This window comes from Catellatospora sp. NPDC049111, assembly GCF_040648615.1.
Lineage (GTDB): Bacteria > Actinomycetota > Actinomycetes > Mycobacteriales > Micromonosporaceae > Catellatospora > Catellatospora aurea.
In genome coordinates, this window is the sequence record NZ_JBEZEB010000008.1 from 161,127 (window position 1) to 177,463 (window position 16,337).

General features: G+C 71.3%; 17 protein-coding genes. 11 read left to right on the plus strand and 6 right to left on the minus strand.

What is annotated here, in order from left to right:
* Positions 1 to 198: 198 nt before the first annotated feature.
* On the plus strand, positions 199 to 1,239 hold the full coding sequence (locus AB0B66_RS14885; protein ID WP_360528687.1) for a hypothetical protein: 1,041 nt from the start codon (positions 199 to 201) through the stop codon (positions 1,237 to 1,239).
* Between the two features lie 124 nt (positions 1,240 to 1,363).
* Here the strand turns inward: AB0B66_RS14885 and AB0B66_RS14890 are convergent, their stop codons facing one another.
* Complete coding sequence (locus AB0B66_RS14890) at positions 1,364 to 1,582, minus strand: hypothetical protein (RefSeq protein ID WP_360528690.1); 219 nt, start codon at positions 1,580 to 1,582, stop codon at positions 1,364 to 1,366.
* 122 nt (positions 1,583 to 1,704) lie between these two features.
* Here AB0B66_RS14890 and AB0B66_RS14895 point away from each other — a divergent pair, with 122 nt between their 5' ends.
* From AB0B66_RS14895 to AB0B66_RS14910, 4 genes are all read left to right on the plus strand, one after another.
* A complete protein-coding gene (locus AB0B66_RS14895) occupies positions 1,705 to 2,433 on the plus strand; it encodes a sulfite exporter TauE/SafE family protein (RefSeq protein WP_360528693.1) in 729 nt (242 codons plus the stop codon).
* A gap of 34 nt (positions 2,434 to 2,467) precedes the next feature.
* Positions 2,468 to 2,971, plus strand: coding sequence for a GNAT family N-acetyltransferase (locus AB0B66_RS14900; RefSeq protein WP_360528696.1), 504 nt, complete (start codon positions 2,468 to 2,470; stop codon positions 2,969 to 2,971).
* A gap of 124 nt (positions 2,972 to 3,095) precedes the next feature.
* On the plus strand, positions 3,096 to 3,461 hold the full coding sequence (locus AB0B66_RS14905) for a YciI family protein (RefSeq protein WP_360528699.1): 366 nt from the start codon (positions 3,096 to 3,098) through the stop codon (positions 3,459 to 3,461).
* Positions 3,458 to 4,708 carry a DUF6596 domain-containing protein gene (locus tag AB0B66_RS14910; RefSeq protein WP_360528702.1) on the plus strand — a complete coding sequence of 417 codons (1,251 nt, stop codon included), beginning with the start codon at positions 3,458 to 3,460 and terminating at the stop codon, positions 4,706 to 4,708. Before AB0B66_RS14905 ends, AB0B66_RS14910 begins: the two co-directional genes overlap by 4 nt.
* A 32-nt stretch (positions 4,709 to 4,740) precedes the next feature.
* Here AB0B66_RS14910 and AB0B66_RS14915 read toward each other — a convergent pair whose 3' ends face one another.
* Positions 4,741 to 5,040 (minus strand): hypothetical protein, encoded by a 300-nt coding sequence (locus tag AB0B66_RS14915; protein WP_360528705.1) that lies wholly within the window; start codon positions 5,038 to 5,040, stop codon positions 4,741 to 4,743.
* A 16-nt stretch (positions 5,041 to 5,056) separates the two neighbouring features.
* Positions 5,057 to 5,965 carry a cyclase family protein gene (locus AB0B66_RS14920; RefSeq protein WP_360528708.1) on the minus strand — a complete coding sequence of 303 codons (909 nt, stop codon included), beginning with the start codon at positions 5,963 to 5,965 and terminating at the stop codon, positions 5,057 to 5,059.
* 72 nt (positions 5,966 to 6,037) lie between these two features.
* On the opposite strand from AB0B66_RS14920, the gene AB0B66_RS14925 reads away from it, so the two are divergent.
* Entirely contained in the window at positions 6,038 to 6,955 is a 918-nt protein-coding gene (locus AB0B66_RS14925) for a LysR family transcriptional regulator (protein WP_360528711.1), read from the plus strand.
* Between the two features lie 97 nt (positions 6,956 to 7,052).
* Here the strand turns inward: AB0B66_RS14925 and AB0B66_RS14930 are convergent, their stop codons facing one another.
* A complete protein-coding gene (locus AB0B66_RS14930) occupies positions 7,053 to 8,456 on the minus strand; it encodes a serine/threonine-protein kinase (protein ID WP_360528714.1) in 1,404 nt (467 codons plus the stop codon).
* Between the two features lie 254 nt (positions 8,457 to 8,710).
* Between AB0B66_RS14930 and AB0B66_RS14935 the strand changes: the two genes are divergently transcribed.
* Together AB0B66_RS14935 and AB0B66_RS14940 are read left to right on the plus strand one after the other, a co-directional pair.
* On the plus strand, positions 8,711 to 9,517 hold the full coding sequence (locus tag AB0B66_RS14935) for a lytic polysaccharide monooxygenase (RefSeq protein ID WP_360528717.1): 807 nt from the start codon (positions 8,711 to 8,713) through the stop codon (positions 9,515 to 9,517).
* 93 nt (positions 9,518 to 9,610) lie between these two features.
* Positions 9,611 to 10,192, plus strand: a complete 582-nt coding sequence (locus tag AB0B66_RS14940) for a DUF305 domain-containing protein (protein ID WP_360528720.1) — start codon at positions 9,611 to 9,613, stop codon at positions 10,190 to 10,192.
* Between the two features lie 140 nt (positions 10,193 to 10,332).
* Here AB0B66_RS14940 and AB0B66_RS14945 read toward each other — a convergent pair whose 3' ends face one another.
* Together AB0B66_RS14945 and AB0B66_RS14950 are read right to left on the minus strand one after the other, a co-directional pair.
* Complete coding sequence (locus AB0B66_RS14945) at positions 10,333 to 11,358, minus strand: acetylxylan esterase (protein ID WP_360528723.1); 1,026 nt, start codon at positions 11,356 to 11,358, stop codon at positions 10,333 to 10,335.
* Between the two features lie 9 nt (positions 11,359 to 11,367).
* Positions 11,368 to 12,459 carry a LacI family DNA-binding transcriptional regulator gene (locus tag AB0B66_RS14950; RefSeq protein ID WP_360528726.1) on the minus strand — a complete coding sequence of 364 codons (1,092 nt, stop codon included), beginning with the start codon at positions 12,457 to 12,459 and terminating at the stop codon, positions 11,368 to 11,370.
* Between the two features lie 313 nt (positions 12,460 to 12,772).
* Between AB0B66_RS14950 and AB0B66_RS14955 the strand changes: the two genes are divergently transcribed.
* The 3 genes from AB0B66_RS14955 to AB0B66_RS14965 are packed head-to-tail and all read left to right on the plus strand — an operon-like array spanning position 12,773 to position 16,331.
* Positions 12,773 to 13,762, plus strand: coding sequence for an ABC transporter permease subunit (locus AB0B66_RS14955; protein WP_360528729.1), 990 nt, complete (start codon positions 12,773 to 12,775; stop codon positions 13,760 to 13,762).
* Positions 13,759 to 14,646 carry a carbohydrate ABC transporter permease gene (locus AB0B66_RS14960; RefSeq protein ID WP_360528732.1) on the plus strand — a complete coding sequence of 296 codons (888 nt, stop codon included), beginning with the start codon at positions 13,759 to 13,761 and terminating at the stop codon, positions 14,644 to 14,646. The genes AB0B66_RS14955 and AB0B66_RS14960 overlap by 4 nt, the downstream gene beginning before the upstream one ends.
* A gap of 50 nt (positions 14,647 to 14,696) precedes the next feature.
* Complete coding sequence (locus tag AB0B66_RS14965; RefSeq protein ID WP_360528735.1) at positions 14,697 to 16,331, plus strand: extracellular solute-binding protein; 1,635 nt, start codon at positions 14,697 to 14,699, stop codon at positions 16,329 to 16,331.
* The last annotated feature ends 6 nt before the right edge of the window (positions 16,332 to 16,337 follow it).

A 16,337-nucleotide genomic window follows, 5' to 3' on the forward strand; every position in this document is an offset into this window, starting at 1 on the left:
GGCGTGATCGGTGTGAGCGCCAAGATCGTTCGAGTTGCCTGGCAAGCGTGCGTATCTTGAACGCGCTTTCGCACAGGTGCCTGGCAAGTCGGGCGATCTTCGGGGGGTCCGGTGGGGAGAGCGGTCTGGTCCTGACCGGAATGCGCGAATCGCTCGATTCGGCACGGTGGAGCGGGGGTCGTTGCCTAGGCTTACGGCATGGCTCGTACCGCCGCTGACCAGGTGCGCAGTGAGGACTTGTTCACGACCGCGCTGTGGGGATACTCCATGGACGAGGTGGACGCCTACGTCGAGGACACCGCGAGGCGCATGCGCCGGCTCGCCGCCGAGATCCAGCGGCTGTCCATCGCGGAGAACCAGCTAGGCGCCGCCCGGATCGAGATCTCCAAACTGACCTCCGAACTCGCCGAGGCGCGGCCGCTGGCCGGCGTCGGCCCCCGGGTGCAGGCGATCCTGCGGATGGCCGAACGGGAGGCCGAGACGCTGCGCCGGACCGCGTTCGAGGTGCTGCGCAAGGCCTACGAGGAGGCGCGCGAGGTCCGGCAGAAGACCGAGGACGACGCGTACCAGGCCAAGCGCGACTACGAGCTGGCGCTGGCGCACCGCCGCAAGCACGACAAGGACGAGCTTGCCGCCACGGCCCTGGCCGAGGCCGCCCCGAGTGCCGAGCCGGAGCCCGAGCCCGAGCCGCGCGAGACTGTGGGGATGCGGGAGCTTTTCGCGGTGGCGTCCGCGAAGAAGCGCCTGCCGGTGGACGAGGCGGAGAAGCACACGGCGAAGAAGCGCCTGCCGGTGGGCGAGGCCGCCCGCAAGAACATCGGCGAGCCGGAGGCGGCCGAAGCCGGGTCGGATCTGGAGTTCGCCCCAGATCTCGAAGCCGAGCGCGACGTAGAGCCGCTCCCCGCCCGGGTGGACGCCCGTGCGGCCGGCCCGGCCAAGGCGAACGGTCGGGCCGCCGGGTCGGCCACGGTGGGTGACGCTCGCGGCAAGGCCGTGGCGGCGGACGCCACAGCCGTGGCTGCCGGACCCGTCGAGGTCGCCGCGCAGCGAGACGAGCCGGGGGTCGAGGCGCACGCTGTGCCCGAGGTGCTGGAGGACGAGTACCCGGTGATCGAGGAGCCGGTGGAGCGGTTCCACAACGGCTCGAACAAGTCCCGCCGCAAGCGGGCCCGCAACCAGCGCGCCAACCCCGCCGACTCGCCGAACGCCGCCGACACCCTGCCCGCCAAGCGCCCTTGAGCCGGCCTGCGAGGCGTGAAGATCGTCGTTTGGGGTCATGATCTGCGGTCGAACCGCAGATCATGACCCCAAACAGCGATCATCAGCCGGGAACGGGACCGGCGGCCGGGTCAAGCAGGCGGAGTCAGCGGGCTTCGCGCCAGCCGCGCTTGAGGTCGCCGTTCCAGCCGCGCTTGATGTCGGCGGCGGCGTGCGGCGCTCCGACGCGGAGCACGTCCCAGTGGCGGCTCGGCTCCTCGGAGCTCTTCAGCGTGATCCGGTCACCGACTCTGACCTTGGGCTCCACCCAGCACGTCAGCATCCGGTTTCCGGATCTCAGGTCGACCTGAACCAGCGTTGTCATGCGGCGACGGTAGCAGTGATCTTGATCTAAGTCCTCCGAGTTTCAGGCCGCGGGTGGGGACTGGTTCACATTCTGTTCACGGGCAGCGCGGGCGGCCTCACGCTGCGGGTACGGTGCCGCCCGTGACCCTGTACCTGCTCGCCTTCCTGGTGATCACCGTGGCGGCCTTCGCCCAGGCCATCTCGGGCTTCGGCTTCTCCCTGGTCGCCGTGCCGCTGCTGGCGATGATCGTCGACCCGCAGCCCGCGGTGGTGGCCGCCACGATCGTGAGCTGCTGCCTCAACGCCGGCAACGCGTACGGTCACCGCAGCCACATCGACATCCGCGCGTCGCGGCGGCTGCTGCTGTGGGTGCTGGCGGGGCTGCCGCTGGGTGTGCTGGCGCTGCGGCTGCTGCCGTCGGGCGCGCTGATCGCCACGATCGCGCTGGTCACGCTGGGCTGCACGGTGATCGTCTGGCGGGGCTGGCGGATCGCGCCGAACGGCTGGAGCCTGCGCGGCGCGGGCCTGCTGTCCGGGGTGCTGACCACGGCCACCGCCACGAACGGCCCGCCGCTGGTGGCGGCGCTGCAGGCGATGCGGCTGGAGCCGCGGGCGTTCCGGGCCACGCTGGCGCTGCTGTTCGCCGCGGTGTCGCCGGTCGCGGTCGTCGGGTTCGCGCTGGCGGGCCTGCTCGGCATCCGCGCGGTGCTGGTCGCGGCGGTCGGCCTGCCCGCGGCGGCGCTGGGCGGCTGGGTGGGCAACCGGGTGTTCGCCCGGTTCGACGCCGCGACGTTCCGTCGGATGGTGCTGGGCGCGCTGGTGGTCAGCTCGGCGGCGGCGCTGGTCAAGGCCGGCGCCGGGGCGCTGTAGCCGGATGTCGCAGGGTTGGGGCAGGGTGGGTGGTGTGACTGAGCAACCGGTGCGCCTCGTCCCGTGGTCCGACGACGATCTCGACCTGCTGCGAAGGGTCAACACTCCGGAGATGAAGAAGCACCTCGGCGGTCCGGAGACCGAGGAGAAGGTGCTGGCGCGGCACCAGCGCTACCTGGCGCTGCCGCACGGGCGCATGTTCCGGGTGGCGCTGGCGGCGACGGGCGAGCCGGTCGGCACCATCGGGCACTGGGACCGGCAGTGGCAGGGCGAGCAGGTGTACGAGACCGGCTGGAGCGTGCTGCCGGAGTTCCAGGGCCGGGGCATCGCCGTCGCGGCGGCGCGGGCGCTGATCGAGGCGGCGCGGGCCGACGGGCGGCACCGCTGGCTGCACGCGTACCCGGGGGTGGACAACCTGCCGTCGAACGCGATCTGCCGCAAGGCGGGGTTCGAGCTGGTCGGGCCGTACGACTTCGAGTACCCGCCGGGCAGCCTCATGCTCAGCAACGACTGGCGCTACGACCTGCGGAAACCGTGATCGACGCGTACCCGCCAAAAAATCTTGGAAGAATTTTCCGGCGGATGTAGAGACCGGCGTCCCGGCTCCGTCCGTGAGGTGAGGGCGGGCCGACGGGGCTCGCCGGACCGGAGGGAACACCACGATGAAGTACCTGCTTCTGATCTACGGCAACCAGGAGAAGTGGGCCTCGATCCCGGCGGAGGAGTTTCCGGCGGAGATCGCCAAGCAGGACGCCTGGAACGTGAAGTACAAGGAGACCGGCGAGCTGCTGGGCGCGTACGGGCTGGCCGACGCGGCGATGGCCAAGCTGGTCCGCCGTGCCGGCGGGCAGCCCGCGGTGACCGACGGGCCCTACCTGGAGACCAAGGAGTACATCGCGAGCTTCTACCTGCTCGACTGCGAGAGCCAGCAGCGCGCGGAGGAGATCGCGGCGGACATGCCGTGGACCGACAAGGACCCCGTCGAGCTGTGGCCGGTGCTGCACGAGGCCCCGGGCAACGACCTGTGATCGTCGACCGGCGCGTCGAGGAGCTGCTGCGCGAACTCGCGCCGCAGGTCCTCGGCGCGCTGGTGCGCCGCTACGGCATGTTCGACGCCTGCGAGGACGCGGTGCAGGAGGCGCTGCTGGTCGCCGCCCAGAAGTGGCCGGTCGACGGGGTGCCGGACAACCCGCGCGGCTGGCTGATCACGGTCGGCGCGCACCGGCTGCTCGACGAGGTGCGCAGCGAGTCGGCCCGCCGCCGCCGCGAGGAGTCGACCGCCTTGGCGACGCCGCAGTCGGCGCTGGTCGGCGCGCCCGCCGACGCCGAACCCGACCGCGACGACTCGCTGACGCTGCTGTTCCTGTGCTGCCATCCGGCGCTGGCCGCGCCGAGCCAGGTCGCGCTGACCCTACGCGCGGTCGGCGGCCTGAGCACCGAGCAGATCGCCACGGCGTTCCTGGTGCCGACGGCGACCATGGCGCAGCGCATCAGCCGGGCCAAGGCGAGCGTGAAAGCGGCGGGCGCGTCGTTCGCGATGCCCGACGCCGCCGAGCGCGCCGGCCGCCTGCGGGCCGTGCTGCAGGTCCTCTATCTGATCTTCAATGAGGGGTACGCCGCCACGGCCGGCCCCGACCTCACCGCCCCGCAGCTGTCCGACGAGGCGATCCGCCTCACCCGCTGGCTGCGCCGCCTGCTGCCCGACGACGCCGAGGTCGCGGGCCTGCTCGCCCTGATGCTGCTCACCGACGCCCGCCGCCCCGCCCGCACCACGCCCGACGGCAGCCTCGTCCCCCTGGCCGAGCAGGACCGCAGCCGGTGGGACCGGGCCCGGATCGCCGAGGGCGTAACCCTGATCAGCGAGGCGCTGCCCCGCGGCCAGGTCGGCCCGTACCAGCTCCAGGCCGCCATCGCCGCCGTGCACGACGAGGCCCCCACCATGGCCGACACCGACTGGCCCCAGATCCTCGCCCTCTACACCCTGCTGGAACAGGTCGCCCCCAGCCCTGCTGTCACCCTCAACCGCGCCGTCGCCGTGGGCCACGTCCACGGCCCTCGCACGGCTCTGGACCTGCTCGCCACCCTCGATGGCGACCCGCGCATGTCCCACCACCACCGCCTCCTGGCCACCCGAGCCCACCTGCTCGAACAAGCCGGCGACCACGCCTGCGCCGCGACCGCCTACCGAGCCGCCGCCGCCCTGGCCACCAACCTCCCCGAACGCCGCCACCTCACCACCCGCGCCACCCGGAACGAAGGAAGGGCACCTTCTTAACGCTCCGCGTTGTAGAAGGTGCCCTTCCCATCTCAGCGGCTGGGCTGAGCAGGATCGTCGTGCGATTCGGCGCGGGTGTGGGCGTGTCGGCGGCGAGTGGCCAGGCCGCGCAGCGCGGCCAGGCCGATGACCAGCCAGACCACGTTGACGGCCACCGACGGCAGCGCGCGGTGCACGACGCCGTTGACCGCGAGCGCGACCGCCCCGGCGAGGTTGAGCAGCTGGTACGTCGTCCCCGCGGCGATCCGCCCACTGGACAGCAGCCCGTACGCCAGCAGCAGCGCGGCCGCCCCCAGCCAGCCCACCACCTCGACGAGCAGCTCGCCGCTCACGGCAGGGCCCCGGTGCTCATCGCGGCACCACCGCGTACGCCCGCACCGGGAACGTGCCGAAGTCGCGCACCGGAGCGGGCACCGCGTGCAGCCGGGCCCCGTGCACGGGCAGCTCGCCCAGCCCGGTCAGGTGCTCCAGGACCGGGACGCCCGCGTGCAGCAGGATCGAGTGCGCGGGCCGGGTCTTGCCGTCGGTGCAGTCGATGTTGACGCTGTCGATGCCGACCAGCTTCGCCCCTGCGGCGACCAGGTGGTTCGCGCCCTCCTCGGCCAGGTACGGCGCGGCGACGCCGTACTCGGCGGTGCGCCAGTGCCGGTCCCATCCGGTGTGCAGCAGCACCGCCTTGCCGGCCACGTCGTACGGCGCGAGCGTCTGCGCGGTGATCGCCCGCTCGGTCGCGCCGGTCAGCCGGACCACGACGACGGGCAGGTCGGCCAGCGACTCCAGGGGCAGGCCGGCCAGGTCCACGCCGCCTTCGTACCGGTGGAACGGGCTGTCCACGTAGGTGCCGGTGTTGCTGACCATGCTGATCCGGTCGATGGTGAACTCGGTGCCTTCGGCGTAGACGCCGCGCGAGTCGGCGCGGGTCAGGTGTGGCAGGATCTCCGGCCCCGGCAGCCCCGGGTAGGTGGTCATCCCGGCCTCGATGACGTGGCTCAGGTCGACCAGCCGGGTGCTCGCGCCCGCGGCAGCCTCAGCGGACGGGCCGCCCCGCGACCCCTTGTGCGCCTCGGCGAACACCTCGACGCCGGACAGCCGCACCTGGTCCACCATCAGCAGGCCGAGGTGGCTGACGAACAGGCCGGCCAGGTCGTCGGCGGTGACGTCCGGGCCGGGCACGTCCAACCGGAAGCCCTGGACCTGCAGGCCGCCGCCGTTGGAGAAGGTCACGTCCGCGTCGAAGGACGCCCGGTACTCGGTCATGTCTCCATGATCCGCCGATGTCGGCATACAGCACAAGCGACGATCTCTTCATGCGGCATGTAGCCTGACTGAATGCAGATCGACCCGCGCCGCCTCGCTGTGCTGCGCGCCGTCGCCGACGCCGGCGGGGTGCTCGCCGCCGCGTCCGTACTGCACCTGACCCCGTCGGCGGTGTCCCAGCACATCGCGCGGCTGGAGGCGGAGACCGGAGTGACCCTGCTCGACCGCTCGCAGCTCGGCGGGCGGCGCGCCGCCGGGCTCACCCCGGCCGGGCGCATGCTGGCCGGGCACGCCGCGAAGCTCGGGCAGGTGCTCGCCGCCGCGGAGCACGAACTGGCCGCGTTCACCGGGCAGGTGGCCGGGCCGGTGACCGTCGGCGCGTTCCCGACCGCGATCCGGCACCTGGTCGTGCCGGTCGCCGCCGAGCTGGGGGAGAGCGCGCCCGCGGTGGCACTGCGCATCCGGCAGTACGAGCCCGAGCCGGGGCGGGCCGCGCTGCGTACCGGCGAACTGGACCTGCTGATCACGGAGTCCGACGCGGCCGCCCTGGCCCGCGACCCGGCGGGACTGCGCACCGTGAAGCTGTTCGACGACCCGTACCGGATCGTGGTGCCCCGCCGCTGGGGCCCGGTCAGCGACCTCGACGTGCTGCGCGACCGCCCCTGGGTGGACGGCCCGCCCGACACCGCCGTGCGCCGCGTGCTCGACCGCGTCTGCGCCCAGCACGGCCTGACCCTGGACCGCCGGCACGAGTGCCTCGAATTCCCCGCCGCACTCGCCGTCGTCGCCGCCGGCCTGGCCGCCGCCGTGGTCCCCGCCCTGGCCCTGCCCGAGCAGCACCCCGCCGTACGCGCCATCACCACCCCGCTCGTCGGCGCCCGCCGCCTCGACCTGATGCATCGCCGCGGCCGCCACGAACCCAGCCCCGCCGCCCGCCTCGTCGCCGCCGCCCTCACCACCCGAGCCCACGACACCGCCCCATCCTCCTAGGAAGCCCCAGTCGCCGTGCCGAAGGAAGGGCACCTTCTTATCGCTATGTGTTGTAGAAGGTGCCCTTCCTTCGCTTGCGGCGCTGGGAGCTGCGGGGTTACGGGTTGTTGGCGAGGGTTGCGGTGAGGCGGCCGACGATCGGCTCGAGCACCTGGTACGCGCCGTCGGAGAGGTCGCCGTCGCCGCGCATGTCGCGCAGCTTTGCGAGCAGCTCGCGGGCCTCGCCGGCGGCCTCGCCGTCCCCGTCCCGGCGTAGCCGCTTCTCGATCTCCTGGACCTGCTTACGCAGCTCAGATGCCTCCTTGCCGGCGATCCCGCCCGCCCGCGCCAGCCGGTCGATCTCCTGTCGCAGCTGCGCGAGCGGGTCGGCGGGCCGGGCAGCCGACGGCTTGTGGGCGGCCGGGCGGGTCGCACCCGCCGCGTTCGGCGGGTCCACGTTGCTCGACGGCCCCACCTCGGCGGCGTTGCCGGTCGGTGCACCCGCCGAGGCGAGCACGATCAGCATGAGACCGGCCACGATGGCGACCACGGCCGCCGTGCCCCACAGCACCGGGCGCAGCCAGCGGTCGGGCCGGTCGGGGCGGTCGGACCGCACGCGCTCGGGCCGGGCCGGTGCGGGAGGTGGCACGGCCGCGACTCCGACCAATGTGCCGCGCGGCGAGGCGTTCCCGGATGGCGACACCGGCGCGGAGACGAGGGTGTCCGACAGCTGGGCCGTCGTGTACGGGTCGGGCACGATCGCCTCGCCGATCGTCAGCAGCTGCGCGGCGACCTGCTCGGCGCTGCGCGGCCGGTGCCGAGGGTCGGCCGCGGTCAGTTGCCCGGTGAGTTCGGCGAGCTGATCGGGCACCCCGGCGCGCAGCAGGTCGTCGCGGACGACGTCGCCGTCGTGCCCGGCGGGCGGGGGAGCGCCGGTGAGCATCGCGTACAGCGAGCAGCCGAGCCCGAACACGTCGGTGCGGGCGTCGACGGGGCCGCCGGCGGCCTGCTCGGGTGCCGTGTAGCCGCGAGTGCCGGCGACCAGTGACGGGTAGGCCGCCTCCTGCCAGGCGGCGATGCCGAAGTCGCAGACCTTCACCACGCCCGACGAGTTGACCAGCAGGTTCGCGGCGGTCACGTCGCGGTGCACGATGCCGGCCGAGTGCGCGGCGGCCAGCGCGGCGCAGGTCTGCACGGCGATGCCGACGGCCTGGTCGCGGTGCAGCGGGCCGTCCTGCAGCAGGGTGTGCACGCTGGGCCCGTCGACCAGCTCCATCACCACGTACGCCTCGGCGGCTTCGACGGCGACGTCGTACACCGCGACGATGTGCGGGTGCGGCAGCGCGGCGACGGCTTGCGCCTCACGCCAGAAGCGCTGCCGTGTCGCGGTGTCGGCGAACCGCGCCGGGTCCAGGATCTTCACCGCGACCGGGCGGCGCAGGCGCATATCCTGACCGCTCCAGACGGTGGCCATGCCACCGTGCCCGATCTCCTCGTCGACCCGGTACCGGGCGCCCAGCATTCGGCCCATCGTGTGGCCCTACCCGTTCCGGTGGCCCGCAAACCGGATCCGGCCGATGTCACCCGCCCGCGTCGGGAAGACGACTCTGCCGCGCCGAGGTTTAGGCGGATCTTGGGGGCTGTTTAAGGTCTCCACAAGGGAGTCCTCCGTAGCGTTCGGGGCATCGGCCGTGCACCGCGGTCACCGCCGCACGCCGCCGCCCCGCGAGCCGGGTCGCCGGCCGCGTGCGCCCCGGCAGGAACGGAGTTCACCCCATGCGAAGACTGGTCGCCTACCCGCTGATGGCGCTGGGTCTCGTGACCGCGTCACTGGCGATCGCCTCGCCCGCGTCCGCCCACGGGTACGTCTCGTCGCCGCCGAGCCGCCAGGCGCTGTGCGCGTCGGGCCGGGTCGCCGACTGCGGGCCGATCCAGTACGAGCCGCAGAGCGTCGAGGGCCCGAAGGGTCAGCGCAACTGCCACGGCGGCCTGGCGCAGTTCGCCGTGCTGAACGACGACAGCCGCAACTGGCCGGCGACGACGGTCGGTTCCTCGGTGACCTTCAACTGGGTGCTGACCGCCCGGCATTCCACCAGCAGCTGGGAGTACTACATCGGGGGCAGGCGGATCGCGTTCTTCGAGGACGGCGGCCGCCAGCCCAACGCGACCGTCTCACACCAGGTGAGCCTGGCCGGGTTCAGCGGCCGGCAGAAGCTGCTGGCGATCTGGAACATCGGCGACACCCCGATGGCCTTCTACAACTGCATCGACCTGCAGATCGGCGGGGGCGGGCCGGCCCCGTCGCCGACCGCCGCCCCGTCGCCGACGGCCCGGCCCAGCGCGTCGCCGACCGCGCGGCCGAGCACCCGGCCGACGGTGCGGCCGTCGAGCCCGGCGGTCTCGCCGTCGCCCCGCCCGACGGGCACCGTGCCCGGCGGGGCGCAGTGGGCCCCGGGCACCACCTACCGGACCGGCGACGAGGTCACCTACCAGGGCGTGCGTTACCGCTGCCGGCAGTCGCACACCTCGATCGTCACGTGGGAGCCCTCGTACTACACGCTGGCGCTCTGGCTGCCGATCTGACGAGCTTCCGGCGGGCCGTCCCCCCCCGTGCGGCCCGCCGGTCACCACTTCGCCTCCCCTCGTGCCCCGCCGTCTCCGAACAGGACACCGACGATGAGACAGTTCCGGATCGCGCTGGCCGCCGCAGCGCTCACCCTGCTGGCCGCCTGCGGCACCGCCGCGCCCGAGCCCGCTGCCTACCAGGTCCCCGCCGCGCCCAAGGCGGACACGACGTTCAACGCGACCGACGTGATGTTCCTGCAGATGATGGTCACCCACCACCAGCAGGGCCTGGAGATGGTCAAGCTGGCCCGCACGCGCGGGACCAGTGAGGAGGTGGCGATGCTCGCGGGCGCGATCGAGGTAACCCAGACTACCGAGCTTGAGGTCATGCAGGGCTGGCTGACCGGCTGGGGCGAATCGACCAGCGCGGACCACCACCCGAACGCGCACGCCTCCCACGGCGGCCTGCCGATCACCGGTGCGGACGAGATGGCGGCGCTGAAGCAGGCCACCGGCAGCCAGTTCCAGACGACGTTCCTGAACCTGCTGATCGGCCACCAGCACAACGCGGTCGAGATGGCCCGCATGGAGACCGAGGGCGGTGCCAACCAACAGGTCAAGGACCTCGCCAACCGCATCACCCTGTCCCGCACCGAGCAGATCAAGCAGATGCTGGGCATGGTCGCCGCCTGACCCCACTCCAGCCCGCAGTTTCGGGGAAAGTGCACGAATCACCGGGCCGATGGCTGCAGTTTCCCGGAAACCGCAGACAAACCCGTGTGGTACGAGGCTCCGTCCGCGCTGCCCGGCAGCAGGGCGGGTCTCGGCCTGTGTCACCGCGCGGGGCGTGAACCCGGGGGCGGGGTCTCGCCGCGCAGCAGCGCCGACAGCCAGGTCAGCTGCCGCTGGACCTGGTAGGCCTCGCCGCCTTCGTGGTGGTTGAACGGGTAGGCGTGGATCTCCCGCACGGGAGGCTCCGAGCGGCCGTTGGCCGCGCCGTAGTGGTTGTGGGCGGCGAAGACCCCGCGCGGTGGGCACACGTTGTCGCGCAGCCCGGTGCCGAAGTGCGCGGGCGCGACGGCGCGGCGGGCGAACGACACCCCATCGACATAGGACAGCGTGCGCCGGACGGCGTCCTCGGCCTCCCGGTGCACGGCGAGGAAGTTCACGATCTCGCCGTACGGCGGCGCGTCGGTGATCTCGATGGCACGCTGCAGGTCGCACAGCAGCGGCGCGGTGGTGATCAGCGCGGTGAGGTCGGGCACGAGTCCCGCCACGGCCAGTGCCACCCCGCCGCCCTGGCTGTTGCCGGTGGCGACGACCCGGCCGTCGACGCCGGGAAGGGCGCGGGCCGCATCGACGGCCCGGACGGCGTCGGTGATCAGCCGCCGGTAGTAGTAGTCGTGCGGATCCAGGATGCCCCGGGTCGCCGGCCACGGCCCGCCGAGCGCGCCGCCGTGCGGATCGGGGGTGTCGCCGCCGCTGCCGTACTGGCCGCCCTGCCCCCGCGCGTCCATCAGCAGATGCGCGTACCCGGCGGCCGGCCAGGTCAGGCGCTCGTGGGGCAGGCCGCGCCCGCGGCCGTAGCCGACGTACTCGACGACCGCGGGCAGTGGGGTGTCGACGCCCGCGGGGCGGGTGTACCAGGCGCGCACGGGGTCGCCGCCGAAGCCCGCGAAGGTGACGTCCCAGGTGTCGAGCAGGGGCAGGTCGGTGTGCACGGGCCGGACGTCGCCGAGCAGAGGGTGGGCGGCGGCCTCCTTGAGCGTGGTGGACCAGAACTCGTCGAAGTCGCCGGGTTCGGCGACGTCGGGGCTGTAGTCGCGGAGCCGGTCGAGCGGCAGGTCGAACAAAGGCATGAATCCTCCTCACCGAGGGGTCGGGCGGGACGGCGACGCGGGGGCCGCGACGGGCGGCGGGGCCGGGCTCGGGTGCGCGGGCGGTGCGGTCGTCTCGCGGACGACGAGTTCGGTGACCAGGTCGATGCGGCTGGTCGGGAGTTCGGTCTTGTCGGCGAGGTCGAGCAGCATCTGGGTGGCCGCGCCGGCCATGTCGCGCAGCGGCTGGTGGACGGTGGTGAGGGCGGGGTCGGTCCAGGCGGCGACGGGCAGGTTGTCGTAACCGATGACGGACAGGTCGTCGGGCACGTGCAGGCCGAGCTGCCGGGCGGCGCGCAGCACGCCCATGGCCTGCATGTCCGACTGGGCGAAGATCGCGGTAGGCCGGTCGGGCCGGGAGAGCAGGTCCAGGGCGTGCTCGTGGCCGGTGGCGACGTAGAAGGCGCCGTGCCGGACGAGGTCGGGGTCGACGGGGATGCCGGCTTCCTCGTGTGCGGCGCGGAAGCCGGCGGTGCGGGCGCGGCTGCACAGCACGTCGGTCGGTCCGGAGATGACGGCGATCCGGCGGTGGCCGAGTTCGATCAGGTGGCGGGTGGCGATGAGGCCGCCGCTCCAGTTGTTCGCGCCGACGGTGGGCACCGAGGCGGAGGTGGCGCTGTCGGTGTCGATGACGACGAACGGGATCGCGCGGCGTTGCAGTTGGCGGCGCTGGGGTTCGGTGAGGTGGCACTGAACGAACAGCACCCCGCGGGGGCGGCGGGCCACGACGCCGTCGAGCCATTCCTGCGGTGGGCGGTGCCGGCCCTGGAGTTGGGACAGCACGAGGTCGATGCGGGCCGGCACGGTGACCGTCTCGACGCCGCGGATGATCTCCATGGCCCAGGTGGAGTCGTACTCGTGGAAGACGAGGTCGATCTGGCCCGCGCCGGTGGGCTGGCGCTTGGCGCGGCGGCGGTAGCGGTGGCGTTCGAGGCTGGCTTCGACGCGGGCCCGGGTCAGCGCGGAGACGTCGAGGCGGCCGTTGAGCACTTTGGAGACGGTGGCGGTGGAGACGCCGACCTCGTCGGCGATGGTAGCGATGGTCACCGTGCCGGGGCCGGTGCTCGGACGGGCCTTCGTCATGTGTCGCCTCACCGCTGCCTCGGAAGTTTCGGAACCGAACTCTAAATCACGATCGGCATTTTCGGCCAGAGTGCTCGGCGATCGGGATCGTCTAGATCGATGGTCCTCACCGGAGGGTCACGCACTGCAACCGTTTGCGTCAGCACTTCCGTGCCCTTGACACGCCCCGATGGGACGCTTAAGTTGCCCGGCACAGGTAACGCAATATTTCCGAAACTTTCGGTGAAACACGAAGTGCGGCAGCCGCTGCGGGTCGGGAACCGTGCCGGGGCCGTACGAAAAATGCTTCGGCGCGAACAGGGGAGGTCTGAGGATGAGCGTGCCCGGGACGCTGGACCCACCGCGGTCCACGCCGCAGGCGGGCAAACCGCCGGCCGCCGCTCCGCCCGTTCGCGCCCGGCGGCTGACCTGGCGGCGGGCGCTGCGCCGGGACTGGCAGCTGTACTCGCTGGCGGTCCTGCCGCTGCTGTTCTTCGCGGTGTTCCGCTACCTGCCGATGATCGGCAACGTCATCGCGTTCCGTAAGTTCTCCCCGGGCGGCAACCCGCTCGGGGAGTACTGGGTCGGCCTGCGCTACGTCGAGATGTTCCTCAACGACCCGACGTTCTGGAACGTCTTCACCAACACCCTGATCCTGGGCGTGCTGAGCCTGATCGTCTGCTTCCCGCTGCCGATCGTGCTGGCGCTGCTGTTCAACGAGCTGACCAGCCGCCGGCTCAAGCGTTTCGTGCAGTCGGTGTCCTACCTGCCGCACTTCCTGTCGGTCGTGATCGTCGCCGCGATGGTGATGCAGCTGCTGTCCGTCGACGGCACGGTCAACCAGGTGGTACGGGCGTTCGGCGGCGACCCGGTCCCGTTCCTGCAGCAGCCCGAGTGGTTCCGCGCCATCTACGTGTCCTCGGAGGCGTGGCAGACCGTCGGCTGGGGCACCATCCTCTACCTGGCGGCACTGACCACGATCGACTCCGACCTGTACGAGGCGGCCCGCATCGACGGGGCGAGCCGGTGGCGGCAGACCTGGCACGTGACCCTGCCCGGCATCCGCCCGACGATGATCACGCTGCTGATCCTGAACATCGGCACGTTCATGGCGGTCGGCTTCGAGAAGATCCTGCTGCTGTACAACCCGCTGACCTACCCCACCGGCGACGTGATCTCCACGTACCTGTTCCGGATGGGGGTGCTGTCCAACAGCTTCAGCTATGCCGCCGCGATCGGCCTGTTCGAGGCCGTCATCGGCCTGACGCTGGTGCTGACGGCCAACCTGATCGCCCGCCGCGCGGTGGGGACGAGCCTGTGGTGACCGGCAAACCCCGCCGGATGCGGGTCACCCGGGGCTACCGGGTGTTCCAGGCCGTCAACGCGGTCGTGCTGACCCTCGTGGTGATCGTGACGCTGTACCCGTTCGTCAACGTGGTCGCGCGTTCGCTCAGCGAGGAGGCGTACATCCGGGCCGGGCAGGTCAGCCTGGTGCCGCGCGGGTTCAACCTGCACACGTACCGGCTGGTCATGGCCGACGAGATGTTCTGGGCCAACTACCGCAACACCGTCTTCTACACGGTCGTGGCGACCGCCGTCGCGATCACCCTGACCACCTGCTACGCCTACGTGCTGTCCAAGAAGCAGCTGCGCGGCCGCTCGGCGCTGGTCGGCGTCGCGGTGTTCACCATGTTCTTCTCCGGCGGCCTGATCCCGAACTACATCCTGGTCACCAGCCTCGGGCTGAAGAACTCGGTGTGGGCGATCGCGCTGCCCAACGCGATCAGCGTGTTCAACCTGCTGGTCATGAAGGCGTTCTTCGAGTCCATGCCGACCGAGCTGGAGGAGGCCGCCGCCGTCGACGGCCTGGACACCTACCGGATCCTGTGGCGCATCGTGCTGCCGCTGTCCAAGGCGATGATCGCGACGATGGTGCTGTTCTACGCGGTGGCGTTCTGGAACTCGTGGTTCTCGGCCTTCCTCTACATGGACCAGTCGGAGCTGTTCCCGGTCACCGTCTACCTGCGCAATCTCATCGCGGGCGCGACCGGTGCCGGTTCCGTCGGCGCAGCGGACGCGGATCTGCAAGTGGCGGCCAACATCCAGGCCGTGACGATCGTGCTCACCGTCGTGCCGATCCTGCTGGTCTACCCCTTCGTCCAGAGGTATTTCGTGTCCGGCGTGATGCTCGGGGCGGTCAAGGGGTGAACCGGATGCAAGTAGCACATTCCACTCATCGACCGGAAAGGCGATTTCTGATGGCTACCCGCTCCCGCAGACGCGTCGCGGCCTTCGCGGCCGCGCTGCTCGCCGTGTCCCTCGCCGGGTGCACCGGCGAGGAACCCACCTCCGAGGACCTGTCCGGCAACCGGGTCGGCGCGATGGCCGACTACGGCGTGAACTCGCAGTTCAAGGCCACCGAGGCGCTGAACTTCTCGATCCTGTACAACAACCACCCGAACTACCCGCTCAAGAACGAGTGGCTGTTCTGGTCCGAGCTGACCGCGCGCACCGGCGTCACGCTGACCCCGACCGCGGTGCCGCTGTCGGACTACGAGCAGAAGCGCAGCCTGCTCATCGGCGCGGGCGACGCCCCGCTGATCATCCCGAAGACCTACCCGGGCCAGGAGACGCCGTTCGTGGCGTCGGGGGCGATCCTGCCGGTCAGCGACTACCTCGACCTGATGCCGAACCTCAAGGACAAGATCGCCAAGTGGAACCTGCAGCCTGACATCGACCAGCTGCGCCAGCTCGACGGCAAGTTCTACCTGCTGCCCGGCCTGCACGAGAACGTGTGGACCGACTACTCGCTCGGCGTGCGCACCGACATCCTCGCCCAGCTCAACCTCACCGTGCCCAAGACCTGGGACGAGGTGTACACGATGCTCAAGGCGATGAAGGCCGCCTACCCGAACCAGTACCCGATGTCGGACCGGTGGAGCAAGCCCACGCCCGGCGGCTCGCTGTTCAACTACATGTCGCAGGCGTTCAGCACCAACGGCGGCTGGGGCTACCGCAACGACTACTGGGACGCCAACGCCAAGAAGTTCGTCTTCACCGGCGCCACCGACGGCTACAAGCAGATGGTCACCTACCTGAACAAGCTGGTGAAGGAGGGCCTTCTCGACCCGGAGAGCTTCACCCAGGACGACGACACCGCCATCCAGAAGCTCGCCACCGGCAAGTCGTTCGTGATCAGCGCCAACGCGCAGGAACTGGTCAACAAGTACCGGCCGACGATGGCCCAGACCCAGCCCAAGGCCACCATCGTCAAGATCCCGCAGCCCACCGGCCCGGCCGGGGAGGTCAAGGCCGGCAGCCGGCTGGAGAACGGCGTCATGATCTCCAAGAAGGCCCGGGACAGCAAGAACTTCGTCGCGATGATGCAGTTCATCGACTGGTTGTACTACTCCGACGCGGGCCAGGAGTTCGCCAAGTGGGGCGTGCCCGGCACCACCTACAACAAGGACGCCTCGGGCAAGTTCACGCTCGCGCCCGACGTCGACTACGTCAAGCTCAACCCCACCGCCACCAAGCACCTGCAGAAGGACTTCGGCTTCGGCAACGGCGTGTTCGCCTACGGCGGCACCACCGCGCTGCTGCAGTCGACGTTCTCGGCCGAGGAGCTGGAGTACCAGAAGGCGATGGACGCCCGGAAGATCCTGCCGGTGCCGCCGCCGCACCCGTACGAGGACGCCGAGGCCGAGCAGGCCACCCTGTGGGAGACGCCGCTGAAGGACCACGTCGCGCAGATGACGCTGAAGTTCATCCTCGGCCAGCGCGACCTGTCCGAATGGGACGCCTACGTCGGCGAGCTGAAGGCCAAGAACATGGACGCCTACATCGAGCTCGTCAACAAGGCGTACGACCGCTTCGCCAAGCAGCGGGGCTGACCCGAG

Excerpts from the sequence above, each read along its gene's own strand:
- AB0B66_RS14940 (WP_360528720.1), top strand. The coding sequence starts at position 9,611 with ATGAGACAGTTCCGGATCGCGCTGGCCGCCGCAGCGCTCACCCTGCTG.
- AB0B66_RS14885 (WP_360528687.1), top strand. The coding sequence starts at position 199 with ATGGCTCGTACCGCCGCTGACCAGGTGCGCAGTGAGGACTTGTTCACG.
- AB0B66_RS14945 (WP_360528723.1), bottom strand. The coding sequence starts at position 11,358 with ATGCCTTTGTTCGACCTGCCGCTCGACCGGCTCCGCGACTACAGCCCC.
- AB0B66_RS14950 (WP_360528726.1), bottom strand. The coding sequence starts at position 12,459 with ATGACGAAGGCCCGTCCGAGCACCGGCCCCGGCACGGTGACCATCGCT.
- AB0B66_RS14905 (WP_360528699.1), top strand. The coding sequence starts at position 3,096 with ATGAAGTACCTGCTTCTGATCTACGGCAACCAGGAGAAGTGGGCCTCG.
- AB0B66_RS14935 (WP_360528717.1), top strand. The coding sequence starts at position 8,711 with ATGCGAAGACTGGTCGCCTACCCGCTGATGGCGCTGGGTCTCGTGACC.
- AB0B66_RS14965 (WP_360528735.1), top strand. The coding sequence starts at position 14,697 with ATGGCTACCCGCTCCCGCAGACGCGTCGCGGCCTTCGCGGCCGCGCTG.
- AB0B66_RS14955 (WP_360528729.1), top strand. The coding sequence starts at position 12,773 with ATGAGCGTGCCCGGGACGCTGGACCCACCGCGGTCCACGCCGCAGGCG.
- AB0B66_RS14920 (WP_360528708.1), bottom strand. The coding sequence starts at position 5,965 with ATGACCGAGTACCGGGCGTCCTTCGACGCGGACGTGACCTTCTCCAAC.
- AB0B66_RS14925 (WP_360528711.1), top strand. The coding sequence starts at position 6,038 with ATGCAGATCGACCCGCGCCGCCTCGCTGTGCTGCGCGCCGTCGCCGAC.
- AB0B66_RS14890 (WP_360528690.1), bottom strand. The coding sequence starts at position 1,582 with ATGACAACGCTGGTTCAGGTCGACCTGAGATCCGGAAACCGGATGCTG.
- AB0B66_RS14930 (WP_360528714.1), bottom strand. The coding sequence starts at position 8,456 with ATGCTGGGCGCCCGGTACCGGGTCGACGAGGAGATCGGGCACGGTGGC.